Raw genomic sequence first — 19,115 nt, forward strand, 5'->3', positions numbered from 1 at the left:
TTCGTTTTTTGGACATGAAAACCCGCCATTAACGCGCTTTCTCTTTTTTCAGTGCAAGAATACCATGGTAGGCAGCTACCTGCTCGGCTGCCTTTTTGGTTCTGCCGCTTCCCTGTCCGATGGCCTGATTTCCTATAAGAACCTGGGCTTCAAATAATTTGTTATGATCTGGTCCTTCTTCCCGTAAAAGCTTGTAGGTCAGCGGTTCCTCTGTCTGGCTCTGTACAATCTCCTGCAAGATAGTCTTGCTATCATAAAAGAGCTGTTTGTGTTCCAGGTCATTCATAATAAAACGCAAAATGAACTCTTTTGCATTAGCAAAACCACCGTCCAGATAAATAGCCCCAATCAATGCTTCCATGGCATCAGACACGATGGAAGCCCGTCCTCTTCCTCCGGTCGCTTCTTCTCCCTTACCTAAGAGAAGATATTGCCCAAGCTTTAATTCTTCCGCGCAATATGCCAGTGTAGGCTCACAGACTATACTGGCCCGTACCTTTGTTAAATCACCCTCCGGCTTGTCCGGGTATTTGTGGTAAAGGCAGTCGCTTGAAAATAATTCTAGCACAGAATCTCCCAAAAACTCCAGCCGTTCGTTGCATTCCAGCTTGTTTAAGCGATGCTCGTTGGCATAGGAACTGTGAGTCATTGCCTGCGTCATCAGATGCTTATCCGAAAAACGGTAGCCGATCCGTTCCTCCAGTTCTTTTAAATTTCTACTCATATAATCCCTCTTTCCCTATTATAAAAGAAGGTGCTGCTAAAAGACCCTACGGTTCCAGCAGCACCCACATCTATTAATTTAAAGCATTCTTGATCTGATCTACTGCATCGCTGACACTAACAATGTTTTCTGCCACTTCAGTTGGAATCTCAATATCAAATTCCTCTTCAATGCCCATAATGATCTGGAACACATCAAGGGAGTCAGCTCCAAGATCATCCACAAATGTGGAGTTCAAGTTAACCTCATCCGGCTCAATATTTAATACCTCTGCAATAATATTCTGTAACTTCTCAAATTCCATTTCTTTTCCTTCCTCTCTCCTATTCTTTACTTCCTTCATTCACTGATTTAAGACTTTCTCTTATCTTATCATTAATTCCCTGTTCTTTGAAGGTTACACACTGAAGTATGGAGTTTTTTACTTCTACCGCTTTTGAATTTCCGTGGGTTTTTACAACCAGACCATTAAGTCCCAGAAGCGGTGCTCCGCCGTATTGGGATGCGTCAAATGATTTTAATGTTTCCTTCAAAGCGGGCTTTACTAGTAAAGCTCCTATCTTGCTCCTTAAGCTTCCCATCATACCGCTTTTCACCTTGCCGATCAAGGTTGCGCCCACTCCTTCATAAAGCTTTAGGATTACATTTCCTACAAATGCTTCACAGACTATAACATCTGCTCCGCCGCGGGGAATCTCCCTTGCTTCAATGCTTCCGGTAAAATTGATGTCTTCACATTCTTTTAACAGTGGAAAGGTTTCTTTCACAAGCACGTTTCCCTTTTCTTCTTCTGCGCCGATATTGACTATGGCTACTCTGGGATTTTTAATCCCCATAACGTGCTCCATGTAAATGGAACCCATTCTTGCGAACTGTACCAGATGTGACGATCTGGCATCTACATTGGCTCCGCAGTCAATCAGCAGGGAAACTCCTTTTTCTGTAGGAATTAACGGAGCTAACGGCGGTCTTTCCACGCCCTTAATCCGGCCGACAATTACCTGACCGCCAACTAAGATGGCGCCTGAGCTGCCTGCCGATACAAATGCATCCGCTTCCTTTTGTTTTACCAGATTCATTCCCACAACAATAGAAGAATCTTTCTTCTTTCGTATAGCATTAACCGGAGATTCTTCCGTCTCGATTACCTCTGATGCGTTTACAATCTGTATCTGTTCTTTCTGATACTGATGCTTTGAAAGTTCTTCTGATACAATCTGCTCTTTCCCTACTAAGAGAACCTGGATCCCTTTATTCGCATTCACAGCCGCCACAGCACCTGCTACCATCTCTGCTGGCGCATAGTCTCCACCCATGGCATCTACAGCTACTTTAATCATCATGATTCCCCTTTCAAGTACTTCCTTAGATAATCTATTACATAATATACTAAATATTATTCTATAAATCAATAATAAATTGAGAAATTTAAAAGAGGAACCAAAAAACAAAATTCAGGATTCCAAATCCTAGTATGCCCGCTTTTTACAAATGATTTTAATCTTTTAGGATGTCAAATTCTTTTCTACCTTTTTCATAACAAAAATATAAGCAATGCCGGTAAATACTGCTGCGCTGACCCAGGCCGCCGGATCACCTGCACAGGATAAGGGAAAGCTTAAGAGACGGATTGCAAATACAGCCATGATAAGGCGCGCTATAAGCTCTACCACGCCGCCCATCATGGGCAGAAATCCATACCCACAGCCCTGCATGGTATTTCTGAATATGAAAATTGTACTTAAGGGAATGTAAAATAAAGCGCATAAATAAATATAAGTCTTTGCCCAGGGAAGCATTTCTGATATATCCACATCACCGGAAAAGAACAGAGAAAGGGCGTATGGAAGCGCGAGGCATACCGCGGCGGAGCATACGATGGCATAGACAAATTCTGTGGAAAGTGCCAGGCGGACTCCTCTCCGGATTCTCTTAATATCCCCCTTTCCGTAATTCTGACCGGTATAAGTTGCCATGGTCTGGCCCATTGCCATCATTCCCTGCATAGCAATGTTTTGAAACTTGCTGGCAGCCGTAAAAGAGGCAACTGCCGTTGAACCAAACAAATTGATTGCAGACTGCATGATCATGGTACCGGAAGCTGTTATTCCAAATTGGAGTGCCATTGGGATACCTACAGACAGCTGATGCCTTGTATCGCTAAAACTTAGCTTCCAGTGATGCGCAAAAGGTGCAAGCACTGGTACTTTCTTAAAAATGTAAATAAGGCATAGAATGGTGGAAATTGCCTGTGATATATTGGTCGCCCAGGCCGAACCTGCAACACCCCACTGAAAAACAATTACAAAAAGCAGATTTAACAAAAGATTTAACAGCGAGGAAAATGCCAGGAAGTAAAGAGGAACTCTGCTGTTTCCCACCGCCCGTAAAAAAGAGGAAAACAGATTATAAAATACGTTTGCAACAATACCTATGCAAATGATTGATATATATGTCAATGCATCATTAAAAATATCAGCCGGAGTGTTCATAAGTCTTAAAAGCGGCCTCATAACTAAAAGGCTGATCAAGGTCATAAACACGATTACAAAAACAGATAATATTGTACCGTTTGCCACGGAATGCTTGGTTCCCTCCCGGTCGCCGGCTCCAAACCTCTGGCTGGTAAGAACCGTAAAACCAGTGCTCATTCCCTGAGAAAAACCTATCACTAAAAACATGATAGTTCCTGTGGAACCAACTGCTGCAAGTGCACCTGGCCCTACAAAACGGCCCACAATAATGGTATCCACCATATTATAAAGCTGCTGAAAAATATTACCTAGAAAAAGTGGCAGTGTGAATTTTAAGATAATTGGTAGGGGACTGCCTTTTGTCATATCTGTTTCCATTGTTTTTTATCCTTCTTTGCTGATAAGTATCCTGTTTTTAATCAGTGCAAACGTATTCTATCATGTTCCAATGGGCTTGTCACCGATATTTTATAATATAATGAAAAAACAGCCACATCGCTTATGACTTAAGCCTTGTGACTGTAGTTTCAATCCTTATTATTTAGCTTTTTGCAGGTTTTAATTCCTTGTCATAAATATTACGGAACCAGCTTCCAAACTTCTTATTAATAAAATGAATGATATTTCCTATGGTAAAGAATGCAACAACCGTTCCAATCCCAATGCCAATGATGGTTCCAGTGGATATCATGCTGATGACAACAGTGATTGCAAGCATAATGCCGTCATAAAGCACTTTTGCACGTCCAAAAGGCAGCTTTGTAATGGCAGAAAGGGCTTGTACTCCGCCATCAGGAGGATTTGGTACAAAGTCCATATTAACTACCATGCTGATACCAATTGCGATACAAAGAATCGCTGATACCAGGAGCACGATTTTCATCATGATACTTGGATTTGATATGATTATAAATTTATTATAAAAATCCACAATCCAGCCAAAAACAAAGGAAAAAGGAAACTGGAGAAGTACTTTGATTTTTATCTTACGGTAAATGATGCACTGAAATAATACATCTGCCAGATATACTACGGTACAGGCTGTTCCCAGTGTCATTGAGCTGATTTTGCTGATAACAAACGGAACGGAATTTGTTGTGGATACTCCAAGTAAGCATTTTGTGTTTAGTACGACTCCCAGTGCAAGCAGAAGAACCCCAATTACGTATACAGCGATGCGCTGTGCCATTTTAGTATAATTCATATGAATACCCCTTTTTTGTTGGTATGAAATAGAATGAAATGAGACCGTTACTTTATTGCGTTTGTTTGGACTGGCGCAGCGTTCGATGCTCTGCCCATATTGTTTCAAACCAGTCATTTTTCTGGGGAACCGGAGTCACTTCTTCCGTAAGGCTTGTGAAGCGGCCATTTTCCTGCCTTGTAATCAGGCGCAGGTTCTTATCATGAGATTTGGTTGGCAGATACCCACCCATCTCCTCTTTTACCAGGCAGCTTCCCCTGCTGCCAAATAAAGCTGCCGACTGCTCCATAGCCTCTAAAACAGCACACTGGGTCACAATCATATCGTATGTCTTTAATAAGATAGGAAGCGTTCTGATATTAGGAACCCTGACCAGGCTCTTAAAATGAATCCGGTAGTGTTCCACGTTCTCACGCAGTTTAGATAACCCCTTTATATCACGGACCTGGGCCGCCACACAAGACATGGCATTTTGAAGGTCCTCTCTTACCGTAAGGGCGTTATTTTCTTCTCCTATCATGCTTAAAAGACTGTTTCCTATTTCCTTAGCCAGCTTGTCTGGGGATACCTTCCACAACGAAGGATCTGGTGTCTCCTCCTCACTGGTGTAAGAAATGTGCTGAGCGGCCCGCATAGAGCCTACCTGAGTGGAATTTAAAGCGGAACCGCCTGGACGATGGACTCCAAAGGTACCTGCTGCTTCTCCTGCTGCAAACAATCCTTTCATCGAAGTCTCCCAGTTGGCATCCACCAATATTCCCCCATTGTGATGCTGGGCACAAACACTGATTTCAAGCATTTCTTTTTCAATATCAATGCTGTGGCTCTTATACAGGTCAATGGCAAGAGGATTCATATGCTTTAACCGCTCAATGGGAGTGCCAAACAGAGCATTGGATTTTAAAAGATAGGAATGAGCCTCTTTTGACAGGCATTCAAACCCGCCCTCTAAACCAGCTGGATTATTCATGAAATCCAGATACACTCTGCGCCCTTTTATTGCAGTTTCCTCATAGACACATAAATCGATCCGTGAAGAAGCATCTTTTTTACTGGCATCAAAGGGCCATTGATAACCTTTTAGGAACACCAGATTCAGTGCCTCTTCCTTACTCATATAGTCCATAAGGAATTCTCGCTCCACTCCATCTTTATCAATGGATACATACCGTGGCAGTACCTGCTGATAAGTACCTGATACATTCCAGCGAAACTTGATGGAAGCCAGTCCGTACTGCCATTCCTGAAGATTCACCCCCCTGACACCTGCATCAAGGAGTGTCCCTGACATTCCTGTATGACCTGCCGGATAGACCACATTTTTATAACAGGCGCTTGGTCCTCCGGTACACCAGATCACATGATTTGCTGCAACTACTACCAGTTCCAGCTGATTATCGGAAAGCTTATCTTTATTTAGGCAGATAATTCCCCGGATTTCATTGTCCTCTTCATAAATCTGAAAAGCCAGCAGCTCATTTAAAATTGGCATATTCTTTTTACTTACTGACCTTTCCAGGGCTTCTGTCATGTAGCGGGATGTAAGAGGCCCTGCAGAAGTTGCTCGCTGACGCGGATCATGATCTGTCTTATAGCCTGTGTATACTCCAAACTCATCGGTGGGAAAATCCACTCCCAGATTCGCCAGCTTGTAAAAACAGCGCAGGGAATTGGCTGCCTCTGCCAGGGCAACGCTGCCGTCTACCCCCTCCCCGTCATATAGTGTCTGAGCCATCTCGTACACAGAATCGTTCTCATGAAACCCCACGGAAAGCTTATAGTAGGTCTGCTTATCACTTCCCGTATTCCGGGAGGTTCCCATGCGGATTCCTTCTGTCAGCAAGGCAATATTTCTCCGGCCAAGATCATAGAGCCAATCGACCGCATTATAAGCTGCCGCACCGCTTCCTACTACGACTGTATCATATTGTAAGAACTTATAACTAACTTTCTCCATTGTGTACCTCTGCTTAAAGTCGTTTGATGTGAAATCCTCCGTCCACATCAATAAAGTTTCCTGTGGTATATGGGAATTTTCCTCCTGCAAACGCGCTTACGGCCAGTGCCACATCTTCTGGCAGTCCCCAGCGGCGAATAGGAAATACGCCATCTTCAATCATCTTTTCGTACTTGGATTGCACAGTACTGGTCATATCCGTTAAGATAACACCCGGTCTGACTTCATAGACCAGAATTCCCTCTGCGGATAACCGATCCGCATAAAGCTTAGTCAACATGCTGACTCCAGCCTTTGAAATACAGTATTCTCCTCGGTTTACAGAGCTTACTTCCGCGGAACAGGACGAAACATTAATAATGATTCCTTTTTCCTCCTGCTTTATCATCTGGTTCGCAACCAGCTGGGTTAAAAACATATTTCCCCGAAGATTAATTGAAAGCACATAATCAAAGCTTTCCTCGCTCATAGTAAGGAGATCTGCTCTTACTTTGGGAGCAACTCCGGCATTATTAACAAGGACGTTTATTTTCCCGTAATGTGCCACGCTTTCCTTTACAATGTGGATTCTGTCTTCATGGTTTGAAATATCACCGGTTACATAGAAATAATCCTTATTATTATCGTCAAACCACTTTAATTGATCTGCATACGCTTCCTTTTTACGGGTTCCGACAATGACAACCTGGAATCCATCTTCTGAAAGCTGCTTTGCAATGGCTAATCCAATACCACGGGTTCCTCCGGTCACTACTGCTGTTTTTGCCATTTGAGACCTCCTGTTATCGTTTCGCTGCTGCCAAAGCTTCTGCCGCTGCTCTTGCTTCTTTGTATTTAGGAACGTATACGGCTGAATCCCGGACTACACAGCCTGTGCTGCCATGATCTCTCATGATCTGGGTACATTTGCTGCAGCATACGCATACCTTTTTAGAATCCATTTCACCATTTGTAAAAATGTCATGGGCTGCGTCCGGATATGCAAAGCTGGAACGGCCAAGACCTACCATGCTGCAGGAATGGGATTTAATATTAGCTGCGGCTGCATTTGGAATATATTTACGAAGCCAGCTGTAACCATTTCCAATAATGGGCACATCACCTGCTGCCTCTTGTGCAATTCTGGTGTATTCAAATATCTTCTCAATGATAGAAAGCTGAGATTCTTCCGGCTCTGGGATACCTAAGCTTGGAATATCGAAGGGACGTCCAAACTGAGGGTAAACAAAGTATGGGTTGCTGGAAGAGAGTGCAAATACATTGACCCCAGACTTTACCAGCATTTTGATTAATGCCACTGGCTCTGTGCTGTCAAATTGATAAATGTCATTTTTATCACATCCAAATCCATATGGGTATGGGTGAACATCGAACACATTTAAGCGGCAGCCGATAATAAAATCATCGCCAACGGCTTTTCGGATGGCTTCCACCGTCTGAACCAGAAAACGACTGCGGTTCTCCAAGCTTTCTCCGCCGTACTTTCCTTCCCTGGTAAATCCACCTAGAAGTTCACTTAAAAGATATTTATGGCATGCCTTGATATCAACTCCGTCAAATCCTGCCTCTTTGGCCAGCAGAGCAGATTCCACATATTTTTCAGTCAGGGAATCCAGATATTCATCGGTAACCACCTGATCATCACGAAATACGCCGCTTCTCTCATCTAAGATTGGATCACGGAATGCCACCATAGGAGCTCTTTCCTCTCCTGGACGGCTATAGCGGCCAGAGTGGGTAAGCTGAAGGATATGAATGAGGGAAACATCATTTGCTTCCTTTCCTGCTTTTCTGCTCTCTTTTAAGAATTCCTGAAAAGAACCAACATTCTCTTTAGTCAGCATCAAAGACTGAGGATTTGCTTTTCCTTCTTCTACCACTGCATTAGCTTCCCACCAGATCAGACTGGAACCGCCGGTTGAAAATCTCATATAGCGGCGCCTCGTAAGCTCAGACATGGAGCCGTCTGGATTGCTGTCGCAACCTTCCATTGGAAGAATTGCCATCGCATTTGATGTTGTCAGGTGTCCTACGTTTACCTTGTTTTTAAGGGGGGATAAATCCTCTGTTAAATCAATGTTTACAGCCTGATCCTTGATTTCCTGTCTTAATTCATCCAATGACATATACCGGAACATTTTGTGCTTCGTCATGCTTATAACCTCCAAAGTTGAACTATTAATATGACTTAATTATAAAAAGTTTTATTCATAATAGCTAGGCAATAAATTGTTGCAAAATACACCTTTCTTGTTTTCATGTTGACTTAATACAGATTTACAGTTGACTTCCATAAAAAAATGGTTATAATTTACAAAACAGCTTGTTTTTCTTTTATTTACTCCATTTGTCAATGATATTGCTGTTATATAGAGCAATAACATTCCCTGTATAAGAGGAGGAGGTTTGGTATGGGAGATAAGATAAATACGGCACAAAATGGGAACTTTCACTCAAAGGATTTCGCTCATGCCTATTATGATGAAAGCAATCATAATGCTGCACTTACAAGACACCATCACACCCAAAATGAAATTATATTTGTAAAGGAAGGTCAATGTACCTTTGACATTTCCGGAGAAGCGTATACCATCAAAAAGAATCAGATTGTGCTCATCAGTGCCCTTGAGAACCACTCCACCCATTCCATGCACACGCCTTATCATCGATACGTGTTTGTATCTTCCATGGACCTGTGTTCTGACTACATTCACGATCCCATCATGGCCTCTGCCTTTGTCAGAAGCAATCATCATCTGGGCGTTATTGACCTGCCCCCTGAAATAGCTGACGAAATGGAGGGCTATTTTAAAACCCTTGTTTCAGAAACAGCAAAGCATGAAGTAAAATGGAAAGAACGATGTGCAACCACCCTTTTTAACATATTAATATTACTTTACCGCAGCAATCCGGAAACATTTGCAATCCAGAAAAACCCCGATGACCTGAATGTTATCTTTGCCATTAAGGATTACATTGACCATAATTACAGCCAGCCCTTAAGTCTTGAGACAGTCGCTCAGAGTTTTTACATCAATAAATATTATCTCTCTCACCAATTTAAGGAAATCATTGGCTATGGATTTAAAAAATACATTCAGCTGATCCGGATAAATAAGGCAAAAATATTATTGCAAAACACAAGTCTTACGGTAAATGAAATCTGTACTAAAATCGGTTATGATAATATCAATTACTTTATCCGCTTATTTAAGGAAAAGGAAGAAATGACCCCCTATCAATATCACAAGATGTTTTATCAACATCATTCAGGAAAATAAGAGAACGAAAAAAAAAGCTGGCTGTATCTGCCGGCTTTTTTATTATTTGTTTATTCAGGATAAGACCCACTCTCCTTTTCCGTGCTCTGCCACAAATGTATCAATTTCTTCCCGGTCAGGCATAGACGTTGTGGTCCCCATTTTCTGTACCGATAAAGCAGCAAGGGCATTGGCAAATTGGGCAGCTTCCCACAAATCCTTTCCTTCTGATAAGGCCGCTGTCAGCCCTCCATTAAAGGCATCCCCAGCACCAGTGGTATCCAAAGCATTTACTTTATATGCCGGGAGAAAGCCTCTCTTTTGTGGTGTAGCAAGGAATACTCCACTGCTTCCCATGGTAATCAACACATTCTTAACACCTTTTTTTAAGAAATAATCAGCTGCTTTTTGGGCACCTTCCTGATTGTCTACTTTGATACCACTTAATATTCCAGCCTCAACCTCATTGGGCGTAATTAAATCCACCCGGCTTAATAAATCATCACTGATCGGTTGGACTGGAGCTGTGTTTAAAATTATCTTTACTCCCTTTTCAAAAGCCATGGCTACGATTTTCTCTACCGCTGTAACATTGGTTTCAAGCTGGGTCAGCAGATACTCTGACTGATCCAAAAGATCAGAGAGAGATTCCACCTCCTTATCGGTGATATTACCACAGGCACCAAGGACCACAACAATTTCATTTTGTGCTGTATTCTCATCTACCAGAATCAGCGCGCTGCCGGTTTCTGTTTCGCTGGTCTGAAAAATTCGTTCCGTATTCATACCAAGTTTATTCATAGTATTTAAGGCGACGTCTGCAAAGGCGTCACTTCCAAGCTTTGTTACCATGGTGACGTCAGCTCCTGCCTTATAAGCTGCTACCCCCTGGTTAAAGCCCTTTCCTCCAGGCCCCATGCGAAAGACACTCCCTTTTACCGTCTCACCCGGTGCCGGAAGATGAGGACACCGACTCATAAGATCAACTACAAAACTGCCAAAAACTGTTACCTTCTTACCCATACCTTTCTCCTTTACTTAGAGCAGTATCATTCCTGCTAGATTCATGATTCTTTCTCCTTTTGTTATCTCTGTGCTTGTATTATTTCGGACAAATATGTAACCGGTTACATACTTGCCCGAAAAATAAACTGCTACCTGCAGCTTATTTTATCTTTTCGGAGCCGCGCAGTACCACCTGATACGGAACATATATCTTTTTTCCGGTACTTTTGCTTTCTTTTTGGGAAAGTTTATCAATGAGCATTGCCATTGCCTCATATCCCTGTTTTTTTGCATCCCTTTCTATGGTGGATAGCCTGTAATCTATGATTTTAAGGGACTCAATCTGGTCAAAACCCACAATCGAAAGGTCCCTTCCGATCTTCAACTTATTCTCTGTCAAATATTTTAACACGCCCAGGCTGGTCTGGTTATTGGAAGCGAAAATTGCAGTGGGCGGATCTGGCAGCTCCAATAATGCCTTTGTCTGTTCATAGGCTTTCATGCTTTTAAAATCTCCGGAAACTGCATATTCCCTCTTAAGCTCAACTCCATAGTCCCTTAAAGCAGCTTGATAGCCTTTATAGCGTTCCTTTCCTGGCATGGAAGTACTGGGTCCTTTGATCATGGCAATCTTTTTGTGCCCTGCCTTTATGAGTGCCTCTGTTCCCTCGTAGGCAGCCTTCACATTATCTACAAAAACTCCATCCAGATTGGAATCTTTTATATTCCGGTCAACTAATACAACTGGAATTCCCTTATTTTCAAATTGCATCAGTTTGTCACAAGTCTCTGTATCAAGTTCAGATACCGGCGTGATTAATAGCCCGGAAAGTCGCTGACGTTCTGCTATTTGAAGACATTGATTTTCCCTCTCCTGCATATGTCCAGTATCAAAAAGAACAATGTTATACTGATGAGTGGAAGCCATTTCTCCCATACCGCTGATAATACTAGAAAAAAACTCATTGGCAATATCCGGGACAATCACTCCTATACTGGACGTATCGTTAATACTTAAGCTTCTGGCGATTGCATTGGGCACAAAGTTCGTCTCTGCAATGGCCGCCAGTACTTTCTGCTTCGTTTCCTCTTTCACATATCCAGATTCATTGATCACTCTGGAAACCGTTGCAGAAGATACTCCTGCTTTTTTTGCTATATCCCGTATATTCATGTAGATTCTCCTTTATGTAACCGGTTACATATATAACATTACCATGATTTTCTAGCACTGTAAAGTCATTTTGTGTAAGCTTTCTATGTCATTTCTTCTGGGTTAAGAGAACGCTTCTAAAAGCTCTTCATAACTCCTGGCTGTCTGAAGTTTTTCCATTGTTTTGGCGTTTCCAAGCTTTCCGGCCAGCTCAGAAATCAGACGAAGGTGCTCCGATGCCCCCTGACTGTCAGAAGGGACTGCAAACAGGAAAAACAAATCAGAAGGTTCCCCATCGTAGGACTCCCATTCTACCATTTGTTTGGTCCGCCCAACGGCAATGCCTACCTGGCTTACGGAATCTGACTTACCGTGGGGGATGGCAACGTGACTGCCAATCCCTGTCACTCCTTCCGATTCTCTTAAATATACATCTTTTAAATACGCTTCTTCATCCTCTATATATCCAGCTTTTTTTAAAAGCCCGGATAAATGTCTTAAAACCTCATCCTTATTTCTTGCTTCCATGCTAAGATCAATGACTCTTTTGTCTAGTATTTCTGATACAGCCATAACATCACTCCTTATCGAATAAAATACTGGTATACTTCCAGCGGGGAATTTAACTTCTTTAAACTTTCCATGTTTTTTTCATTTTCTGTCAGCAGTAAGAAGTCTTTGTAGAACTGTTTTGTCCGTTTGATTTCATATTGGGAAGTCATCTTTACAGAGAGCAGGAATACGACATCCACAAGATCCCCTGCCCACTCAATGGGGCTGTCTAAGATGGCCACTGCTATTCTGGATTCATTCACCTCCATCATGTTTCCGTGGGGAATGGCAATGCCGTGTCCAATACTGGTAGTGGTGGCTTTTTCCCGGTCAAACACACTTTCTAAATATTTCCGGGTCACATCTCCTTTTTCCTCCAGTTTACGAACCATTAGACGAAGCAGCTCCCCTTTCTCTTTTACAGACGGCCGAAAGAAAATCAAATCAATTTCAAATAGCTGATGACACAGACTGTGAAACTGAAAATCAGAAACTGGAATGCTTTTTCGTATTTCCTTTACCTTCCTGCGAATGACATCTATATTTTCCTCTGACATCCTATCACTGATTCTAACAATTCTGGAATCGGTATCCGACAGGGGAACGGTACTGATAATAAGGTCCATGCTCCCGTACTGGGAGAGCTTAAAATCATGGTGGCTGACCGCCCGGATTTCAGAAATCTCCGGTATACTGTATTTAATCAGTTCCATCATGAGCTGACTGGAAGCCAGCCCCTGCCTGCTGACCATAAGAGCTTTAAATGGACGCTCTCTGTTTAACCGGATCAGAGAAGCCTGAATATATAAGGCGATCCCAGCCAGTTCATCCTCTGTCACCTGAACTCCATAATATTCTTCGAACAAGTTGCTGGTAGACCATGTGGCAAGAAAGGTCTGTTTATATTCCTGCTTCACGTATTTACTAATGCTATCGGAATTAGTTGTGGAATATTTCATGCGGAAAATGGCGGAACGCATATGGCTTAAAAGACTGTCAAACAGAATGTCATCTAAGGACAAATCCACATCCAGCACCGAATCTATGGTTTCAATGACTAGCTTTACAAACTCTCTTAAATCCTCATCGTATTTTTTTGCAGACTCCCCGTCTTCCATGCCGGAAAACCCCTCAATTTTCCTGGCAGACAGTAATAACATGGACAAAAGACTTACGTCATCCGAATGAATGGAAATTCCATATTCCGACTCGATTCTCTGATAAATGGATTGAGCAAAGGAATATTCGTTATAATGCTGTACCTCTTCCTCTTCTCCCGGTGGGAAATGGCCAAGTGCTCCCGAATAGCCTCTGGAAAGAGAAAGGCATATCATGATCCAGACCATATTAAAGGAAACATCCGCCAGCTCAATTCTCCAGGCGTTTTCCGCATTTACAATAATCTTTCGAATTCTGCCGGCATCAATACCTGGTGCATAGGTTCCAAGAAGTGCCTCCATAATATCCGGCATCATATAGAGAATATAGTCCTTTATGGCGACCCGGTAGTTATACTCATCCCCAGCCACACAGATTCCTTTGTTCCGTACGGAAGTAATCTGGAGATGGCGGGTTTCGAACCAGGGAGAAATCTTTTTTAACATAGAGGCAACCGTTGGCGGACTTAAATAAAGACTGTCCGCCAATTGCTGCAGGGTAATGATTTCTCCAGGCTTAAGCTTTAATAGCTTTCCGGTAAGCTGTCGGTTGCGATTTTCAAGATCCGCAGAGAGGTCAACATTTGAATGGTCAGAAAATGTCTCCTTTAAGGCACAAAGCTGTTCCTTGTTACAGTCAAGCCAGATACCCTGCCCCTGCTTTTTTGTAATGCTCCCAAGACCGTTTGACTTCATCCAGTCGTTAAGCTGGTCGGTCTTTGTCCGTATTGTTTTTTCAGATAAGCCCATACCATCAGCCAGCTGCTTTACCGTGTACGTCTTCCCTGAAAAAAGATATGATAATATTTGGTTGTAGTATCGTGTATTTTTGTCCTGCTTCAAATGACCACCTCAATCATTCATATCCAATATGTCTAGTCTCCCCATAAATGTAACGCCCGCTGGAACCAATCACTTTCATATAATCCTTTACAAAAGCTTTCATTCCAGCCTCGGCTGCCATGCATAAGTGCATGTAATCTAAATCTGGCTTCTCCTCCAATGCTTCTAACATAGAGCGTTTCCCAGCCTCAAATGCATCGGTGCACACATTGATTTTATTAATCCCGCATGCTACCGCTTTCTTTAAATTTTCTTCTCCAGAGCCTGATCCGCCATGAAGAACCAGAGGCATCCGAAGTGTTTCCTTTAACTTTTTAAGTCTCTCAAAATCAAGTTTTGGTATTTTTCCCTTAGGATATGCACCGTGAGCCGTACCAATGGCAACTGCCAGGGCATCCACTCCGGTTCTCTGTACAAAATCAAGGGCCAGACCAGGATCTGTATAAAGGTCTACATCCGTATCATCGGAATCGATTGCCTGGCCTACGTGTCCCAGTTCTCCTTCCACCGAACAGCCCATTCCATGTGCCAGAGCCGTGATGATTGCAGTTCGGCTCACATTTTCCTCATAGGGTAGGGAAGAACCATCAAACATGACATTGGTAAAGCCACGGTTAATACAGTCTGCGATCACATTAAAGTCTGTACCGTGATCTAAGTTAAGGGCAACAGGAACTCTCACTCTGGAAGAGAGCTCCTTAATCACAGGTAGCATCTCTTCTGCATGTGCATGGTTTTTCATCTGGCCGGGACCAAACTGAATAATGATAGGAGAATGTTCTTCCTCTGCTGCCATAATACCGGCCCTGGCCATCTCCATATTGATGCTGTTCATGGCCATAACGCCGTAATTCATCTTATTTGCGTCGTCAAGAATTGCTTTCATTGATACCAGCATAATCTCACCCTTCCTCTCGTATATCTGGTCATTTACTGGATCTGGATATCAAGATCAAAGTCCTGCTCCTCTTCCTTCTCATCATTTCCTTCCTGACTTGGTCTTTTAATTGCTGCATAGATAAATCCAGTTACCAGAGAACCGATGAGTAAAGCAATGAGGAACCACATAGGGTTTTTCATCATTGGAACTACGAAGATACCTCCATGGCCTGCTGCCGATTCACAGCCCATACCTACGGCTATGGCTCCAGCCACCGCTGATCCTATCATACAGCTGGGAATGACTCTTATCGGGTCTGCAGCTGCAAATGGAAGCACACCTTCCGTAATAAAGCATAAGCCCATGGGGAATGCAGTTTTGGCTGTATCAAATTCTACCTTGGAGAAACTCTTTCTCTTAATCAGTGCTGCTATGAAAATACCGATAGGAGGTGTCATACCGCCAATGATTTTCGCTGCCATAGGACCGTAGATTCCATCGGCGCCAAGTGCGTTTGCTGCCATGGAAGCCGTCTTATTCACAGGTCCCCCTAAGTCAAAGCCCATACAAGCTCCAATCACGCCACCGATGACTGCCTTTGCCCCTCCATTTAAGGAAATGATCCACTGCTGGAACACATTCATCACATAGGCAAGTGGAATGGAGAATACACATAAGAAAATCATTCCGCAGACAAGGGTGGATAAAACCGGGATAAACATAACAGGCTTTAAGCCCTCGCACCACTTTGGCATCTTCCACTTCTTCATCCAGTTGACGAATCCCCCGATGATAAATGCCATAAGCAGTCCCCCCAGGAACCCGGCCTTTGATTGGGACGAACAATAACCGATTACAATACCCGGCACTATTCCCGGCCGCCCTGCAATGGAATAAGCTACTCCAGCCGTCATGACTGCAACTGCAAAGTCCATTGCGATGGAACCAAGCTTATTCACTCCCCACCAGAAGCCCAGCCAGGTAAATGGATTTAAATTCGTAAATGGTGTGGCTCCAGCCTCTATGGCGCTTCCGATATCATATCCCCCAAACCCTTTTGCCAGTGCAGATAAGATCCCCCCACACACTACGATAGGTATCATATAAGAAATCCCCGTCATAACATGCTTTTTGATTTCAAACTTCTGCTTTGCCATTGATATCCCTCCTCGAATACTTCGCTAGTCTCCTGCTATTTCCCCAGCTTTTCGTGAATTTTAGAAATTACACTTTTGGGAGACTTCATGATCATGCTGATTGGTACGTCAACCACTGCCTTTCCGGCAAAACGCTCCTTTCCTACCCTTATGTCAGCTGCAATTAAAATCACATCTGCCTCCTTAATTTCTTCCGGTGTCAGCTCATTTTCCACCCCAATGGACCCCTGAGTTTCAACCTTGATGAAATCTCCCATTTCCCTTGCAGCGTTCTCGATTTTCTCCTTTGCAATGTAAGTATGGGCGATGCCTGCGGTGCAGGCTGTAATGGCCAGAATCTTCATAACTGATACCTCCTTCTCTTTAAGTTACTTAAAGTTTACCATATCATGTACGCTTATGGTAAATATAAAAAGGCATATCGAAACGGTAATTTTTATGAAAAAGATTGTGTAAAATCAAAAAAAGGCTTGTAATTCATACCAAAAAGGTATAGTATTATTATGAAAGGTAAGTTAGCATGTGCTAACCCTGTAATTGCCTGTGATCAGGCAAAAAAAGGAGGTTGAAAATATGAGCAGACCATTGCTTGAAATAGTAGATTTATGTGTATCAGTAGAAGATAAAGTAATTTTAGACGGAGTAAATTTAAAGGTGAATCCTGGTGAACTCCATGTCCTCATGGGGCCAAACGGAACTGGAAAATCCACGCTTGTTTCCACCGTCATGGGAGATCCAAGATTTACCATCAGACGGGGAAGCATTCTTTTTGAGGGAAAAGACATTACTGAGGATAAGGCAGATGCAAGGGCCAGGGCAGGACTGTTTCTCTCCTTCCAGGTTCCGGAAGAGATTCCAGGAATTACTCTGGAGAACTTTCTCCGTACAGCCAGAGGAGCCGTCGAAGGGCAACAGCCTAAGATTCTCTCCTTCCGTAAGGAGCTGTTGGAGCAGATGAAGGCACTGGATATGGATTCTTCCTATGCGGAACGTTACTTAAACGTTGGATTTTCCGGCGGCGAAAAGAAAAAGGCAGAGATCTTACAGATGCTTATGTTAAAACCAAAGCTTGCACTGTTAGACGAAACAGATTCCGGCCTTGATGTGGATGCCGTTCGTACCGTAACAAAAGGAATCCGCACCTTCTCAAATAAGAAAAACGGACTTTTTATCATTACTCACAACGCAAAAATTCTGGAGGGACTTGACGTAGATGTGGTCCATATCCTAGAAGGCGGACGCATCATACGTACCGGCGGAAAGGAACTCATCTCCTTAATTACAAACGACGGTTTTACTATACTTGATAAGGAGGAATGAGGCGATGAAAGACTTTAACCAGGAAAAGACCCATATAAGCGAAGTAGACCGAAGCATTTATGACATCAAGGACAAAGTAGATTCTTCCTTTGAAGTGGATTCCGGCCTGACTTCTGCCATTGTTTCAAAGATATCAGAGGAAAAAAACGATCCGGAATGGATGCGCATCTTCCGCTTAAAGGCTTTGGAGACGTATCACAAAACTCCCATGCCTGGCTGGGGACCACCCTTAGACGGACTTGATATTGGAAACATCGTTACTTATGTCCGTCCTAAGACAGACATGCGCACAGACTGGTCTGACGTCCCCGACTACATCAAAAACACCTTCGAGCGGCTGGGAATCCCGGAAGCAGAGAGAAAATCTCTGGCAGGCGTCGGTGCTCAGTATGATTCAGAAGTGGTCTACCACAGCGTAAGAGCTGAGGTGGCTGCCCAGGGCGTGGTTTATACTGACATGGAAAGTGCACTTACCGGTCCTTATGCAGAAATGGTACGAAAGCACTTTATGCGGCTGGTACCGCCCTCTGATCATAAATTTGCAGCTCTTCATGGAGCCGTTTGGTCCGGCGGTTCTTTTGTATACGTTCCAAAAGGCGCTTCCGTAGAGATTCCTTTGCAGTCTTATTTCAGGCTGAATGCACCTGGCGCCGGACAGTTTGAACATACCCTTATCATTGTAGACGAAGGAGCTTATCTTCATTTTATCGAAGGCTGCTCCGCTCCAAAGTATAATGTGGCAAACCTTCATGCCGGATGCGTAGAGCTCTATGTAGGAAAAAATGCCAGACTCCGCTACTCTACCATTGAGAACTGGTCAAAAAATATGTATAACTTAAACACAAAACGTGCGGTTGTGGAAGAAGGAGGAACCATTGAATGGGTATCCGGGTCCTTTGGCTCCCACACCTCTTATTTATATCCCATGAGCATTTTAAAGGGGAAAAATTCCCGAATGGAATTTACGGGAATTACCTTTGCAGGCGAGGGTCAGAACCTAGATACCGGAGCCAAGGTACTTCATTCCGCACCTGATACGACCTCTCATATTACGACCAAGTCCATTTCAAGAGACGGAGGCGTATCCACCTTCCGAAGTGCCATTACCGTTACCCCACAGGCGAAGGGAAGTAAATCCGCCGTATCCTGTGAATCCCTTATGTTAGACAGCATATCACGCTCCGATACCATTCCTGTCATGGATATTCAATGCGATGAAGTGGATATCGGACACGAAGCCAAGATTGGGCGAATCAGTGAATCTGCCATCTTCTATCTCATGAGCCGGGGGCTATCTGAGGAAGATGCAAGGGCCATGATCGTAGGCGGCTTTGCAGAACCCATTGCAAAGGAGCTTCCTTTGGAATATGCGGTTGAAATGAACAATTTAATCCACCTGGAGATGGTGGGAAGTATAGGATGAGAGGAG

General features: G+C 43.3%; 18 protein-coding genes. 3 read left to right on the forward strand and 15 right to left on the reverse strand.

Annotated features, from left to right (window positions below; all coding sequences use genetic code 11):
* Positions 1 to 28 precede the first annotated feature (28 nt).
* From rnc to OW255_RS11440, 8 genes are all read right to left on the reverse strand, one after another.
* The gene (gene rnc / locus OW255_RS11405) at positions 29 to 724 is read right to left on the reverse strand and encodes a ribonuclease III (protein ID WP_024835801.1); all 696 of its coding nucleotides are present in this window, start codon (positions 722 to 724) and stop codon (positions 29 to 31) included.
* Between the two features lie 73 nt (positions 725 to 797).
* The gene (gene acpP, locus OW255_RS11410) at positions 798 to 1,028 is read right to left on the reverse strand and encodes an acyl carrier protein (protein ID WP_024835800.1); all 231 of its coding nucleotides are present in this window, start codon (positions 1,026 to 1,028) and stop codon (positions 798 to 800) included.
* Positions 1,029 to 1,047: 19 nt separating this feature from the next.
* On the reverse strand, positions 1,048 to 2,064 hold the full coding sequence (gene plsX / locus OW255_RS11415) for a phosphate acyltransferase PlsX (RefSeq protein WP_268116602.1): 1,017 nt from the start codon (positions 2,062 to 2,064) through the stop codon (positions 1,048 to 1,050).
* A gap of 165 nt (positions 2,065 to 2,229) precedes the next feature.
* Positions 2,230 to 3,576, reverse strand: coding sequence for an MATE family efflux transporter (locus tag OW255_RS11420; protein WP_268114163.1), 1,347 nt, complete (start codon positions 3,574 to 3,576; stop codon positions 2,230 to 2,232).
* A gap of 163 nt (positions 3,577 to 3,739) precedes the next feature.
* The gene (locus OW255_RS11425) at positions 3,740 to 4,402 is read right to left on the reverse strand and encodes a YczE/YyaS/YitT family protein (RefSeq protein WP_051464602.1); all 663 of its coding nucleotides are present in this window, start codon (positions 4,400 to 4,402) and stop codon (positions 3,740 to 3,742) included.
* 52 nt (positions 4,403 to 4,454) lie between these two features.
* Positions 4,455 to 6,359 (reverse strand): FAD-binding protein, encoded by a 1,905-nt coding sequence (locus OW255_RS11430; RefSeq protein ID WP_268114164.1) that lies wholly within the window; start codon positions 6,357 to 6,359, stop codon positions 4,455 to 4,457.
* A 13-nt stretch (positions 6,360 to 6,372) separates the two neighbouring features.
* Positions 6,373 to 7,128, reverse strand: a complete 756-nt coding sequence (locus OW255_RS11435; RefSeq protein ID WP_024835795.1) for a 3-ketoacyl-ACP reductase — start codon at positions 7,126 to 7,128, stop codon at positions 6,373 to 6,375.
* 13 nt (positions 7,129 to 7,141) lie between these two features.
* Positions 7,142 to 8,512, reverse strand: coding sequence for an oxidoreductase (locus tag OW255_RS11440; protein ID WP_268114165.1), 1,371 nt, complete (start codon positions 8,510 to 8,512; stop codon positions 7,142 to 7,144).
* Between the two features lie 258 nt (positions 8,513 to 8,770).
* Between OW255_RS11440 and OW255_RS11445 the strand changes: the two genes are divergently transcribed.
* Positions 8,771 to 9,640, forward strand: coding sequence for an AraC family transcriptional regulator (locus tag OW255_RS11445; RefSeq protein WP_024835793.1), 870 nt, complete (start codon positions 8,771 to 8,773; stop codon positions 9,638 to 9,640).
* Positions 9,641 to 9,694: 54 nt separating this feature from the next.
* On the opposite strand, the gene rbsK is transcribed toward OW255_RS11445, so the two are convergent.
* The 7 genes from rbsK to OW255_RS11480 all read right to left on the reverse strand — a co-directional run bounded on the left by rbsK (position 9,695) and on the right by OW255_RS11480 (position 16,710).
* Positions 9,695 to 10,642, reverse strand: a complete 948-nt coding sequence (gene rbsK, locus OW255_RS11450; RefSeq protein ID WP_268114166.1) for a ribokinase — start codon at positions 10,640 to 10,642, stop codon at positions 9,695 to 9,697.
* Positions 10,643 to 10,784: 142 nt separating this feature from the next.
* Entirely contained in the window at positions 10,785 to 11,798 is a 1,014-nt protein-coding gene (locus tag OW255_RS11455; protein WP_268114167.1) for a LacI family DNA-binding transcriptional regulator, read from the reverse strand.
* Between the two features lie 102 nt (positions 11,799 to 11,900).
* Entirely contained in the window at positions 11,901 to 12,350 is a 450-nt protein-coding gene (locus OW255_RS11460) for a PTS sugar transporter subunit IIA (RefSeq protein ID WP_268114168.1), read from the reverse strand.
* Between the two features lie 11 nt (positions 12,351 to 12,361).
* The gene (locus OW255_RS11465) at positions 12,362 to 14,329 is read right to left on the reverse strand and encodes a BglG family transcription antiterminator (RefSeq protein WP_268114169.1); all 1,968 of its coding nucleotides are present in this window, start codon (positions 14,327 to 14,329) and stop codon (positions 12,362 to 12,364) included.
* 13 nt (positions 14,330 to 14,342) lie between these two features.
* Positions 14,343 to 15,227, reverse strand: coding sequence for a class II fructose-bisphosphate aldolase (locus OW255_RS11470; protein WP_268114170.1), 885 nt, complete (start codon positions 15,225 to 15,227; stop codon positions 14,343 to 14,345).
* Between the two features lie 32 nt (positions 15,228 to 15,259).
* Positions 15,260 to 16,366 (reverse strand): PTS fructose transporter subunit IIC, encoded by a 1,107-nt coding sequence (locus OW255_RS11475; RefSeq protein WP_024835787.1) that lies wholly within the window; start codon positions 16,364 to 16,366, stop codon positions 15,260 to 15,262.
* Positions 16,367 to 16,401: 35 nt separating this feature from the next.
* Entirely contained in the window at positions 16,402 to 16,710 is a 309-nt protein-coding gene (locus OW255_RS11480; RefSeq protein WP_024835786.1) for a PTS fructose transporter subunit IIB, read from the reverse strand.
* Between the two features lie 229 nt (positions 16,711 to 16,939).
* Here OW255_RS11480 and sufC point away from each other — a divergent pair, with 229 nt between their 5' ends.
* Both sufC and sufB read left to right on the forward strand, forming a co-directional pair.
* On the forward strand, positions 16,940 to 17,686 hold the full coding sequence (gene sufC / locus OW255_RS11485; protein WP_024835785.1) for a Fe-S cluster assembly ATPase SufC: 747 nt from the start codon (positions 16,940 to 16,942) through the stop codon (positions 17,684 to 17,686).
* Positions 17,687 to 17,690: 4 nt separating this feature from the next.
* Complete coding sequence (sufB, locus tag OW255_RS11490) at positions 17,691 to 19,109, forward strand: Fe-S cluster assembly protein SufB (protein ID WP_024835784.1); 1,419 nt, start codon at positions 17,691 to 17,693, stop codon at positions 19,107 to 19,109.
* The last annotated feature ends 6 nt before the right edge of the window (positions 19,110 to 19,115 follow it).

The sequence above is a fragment of the Lacrimispora xylanolytica genome, from assembly GCF_026723765.1.
Taxonomy (GTDB): domain Bacteria; phylum Bacillota; class Clostridia; order Lachnospirales; family Lachnospiraceae; genus Lacrimispora; species Lacrimispora xylanolytica.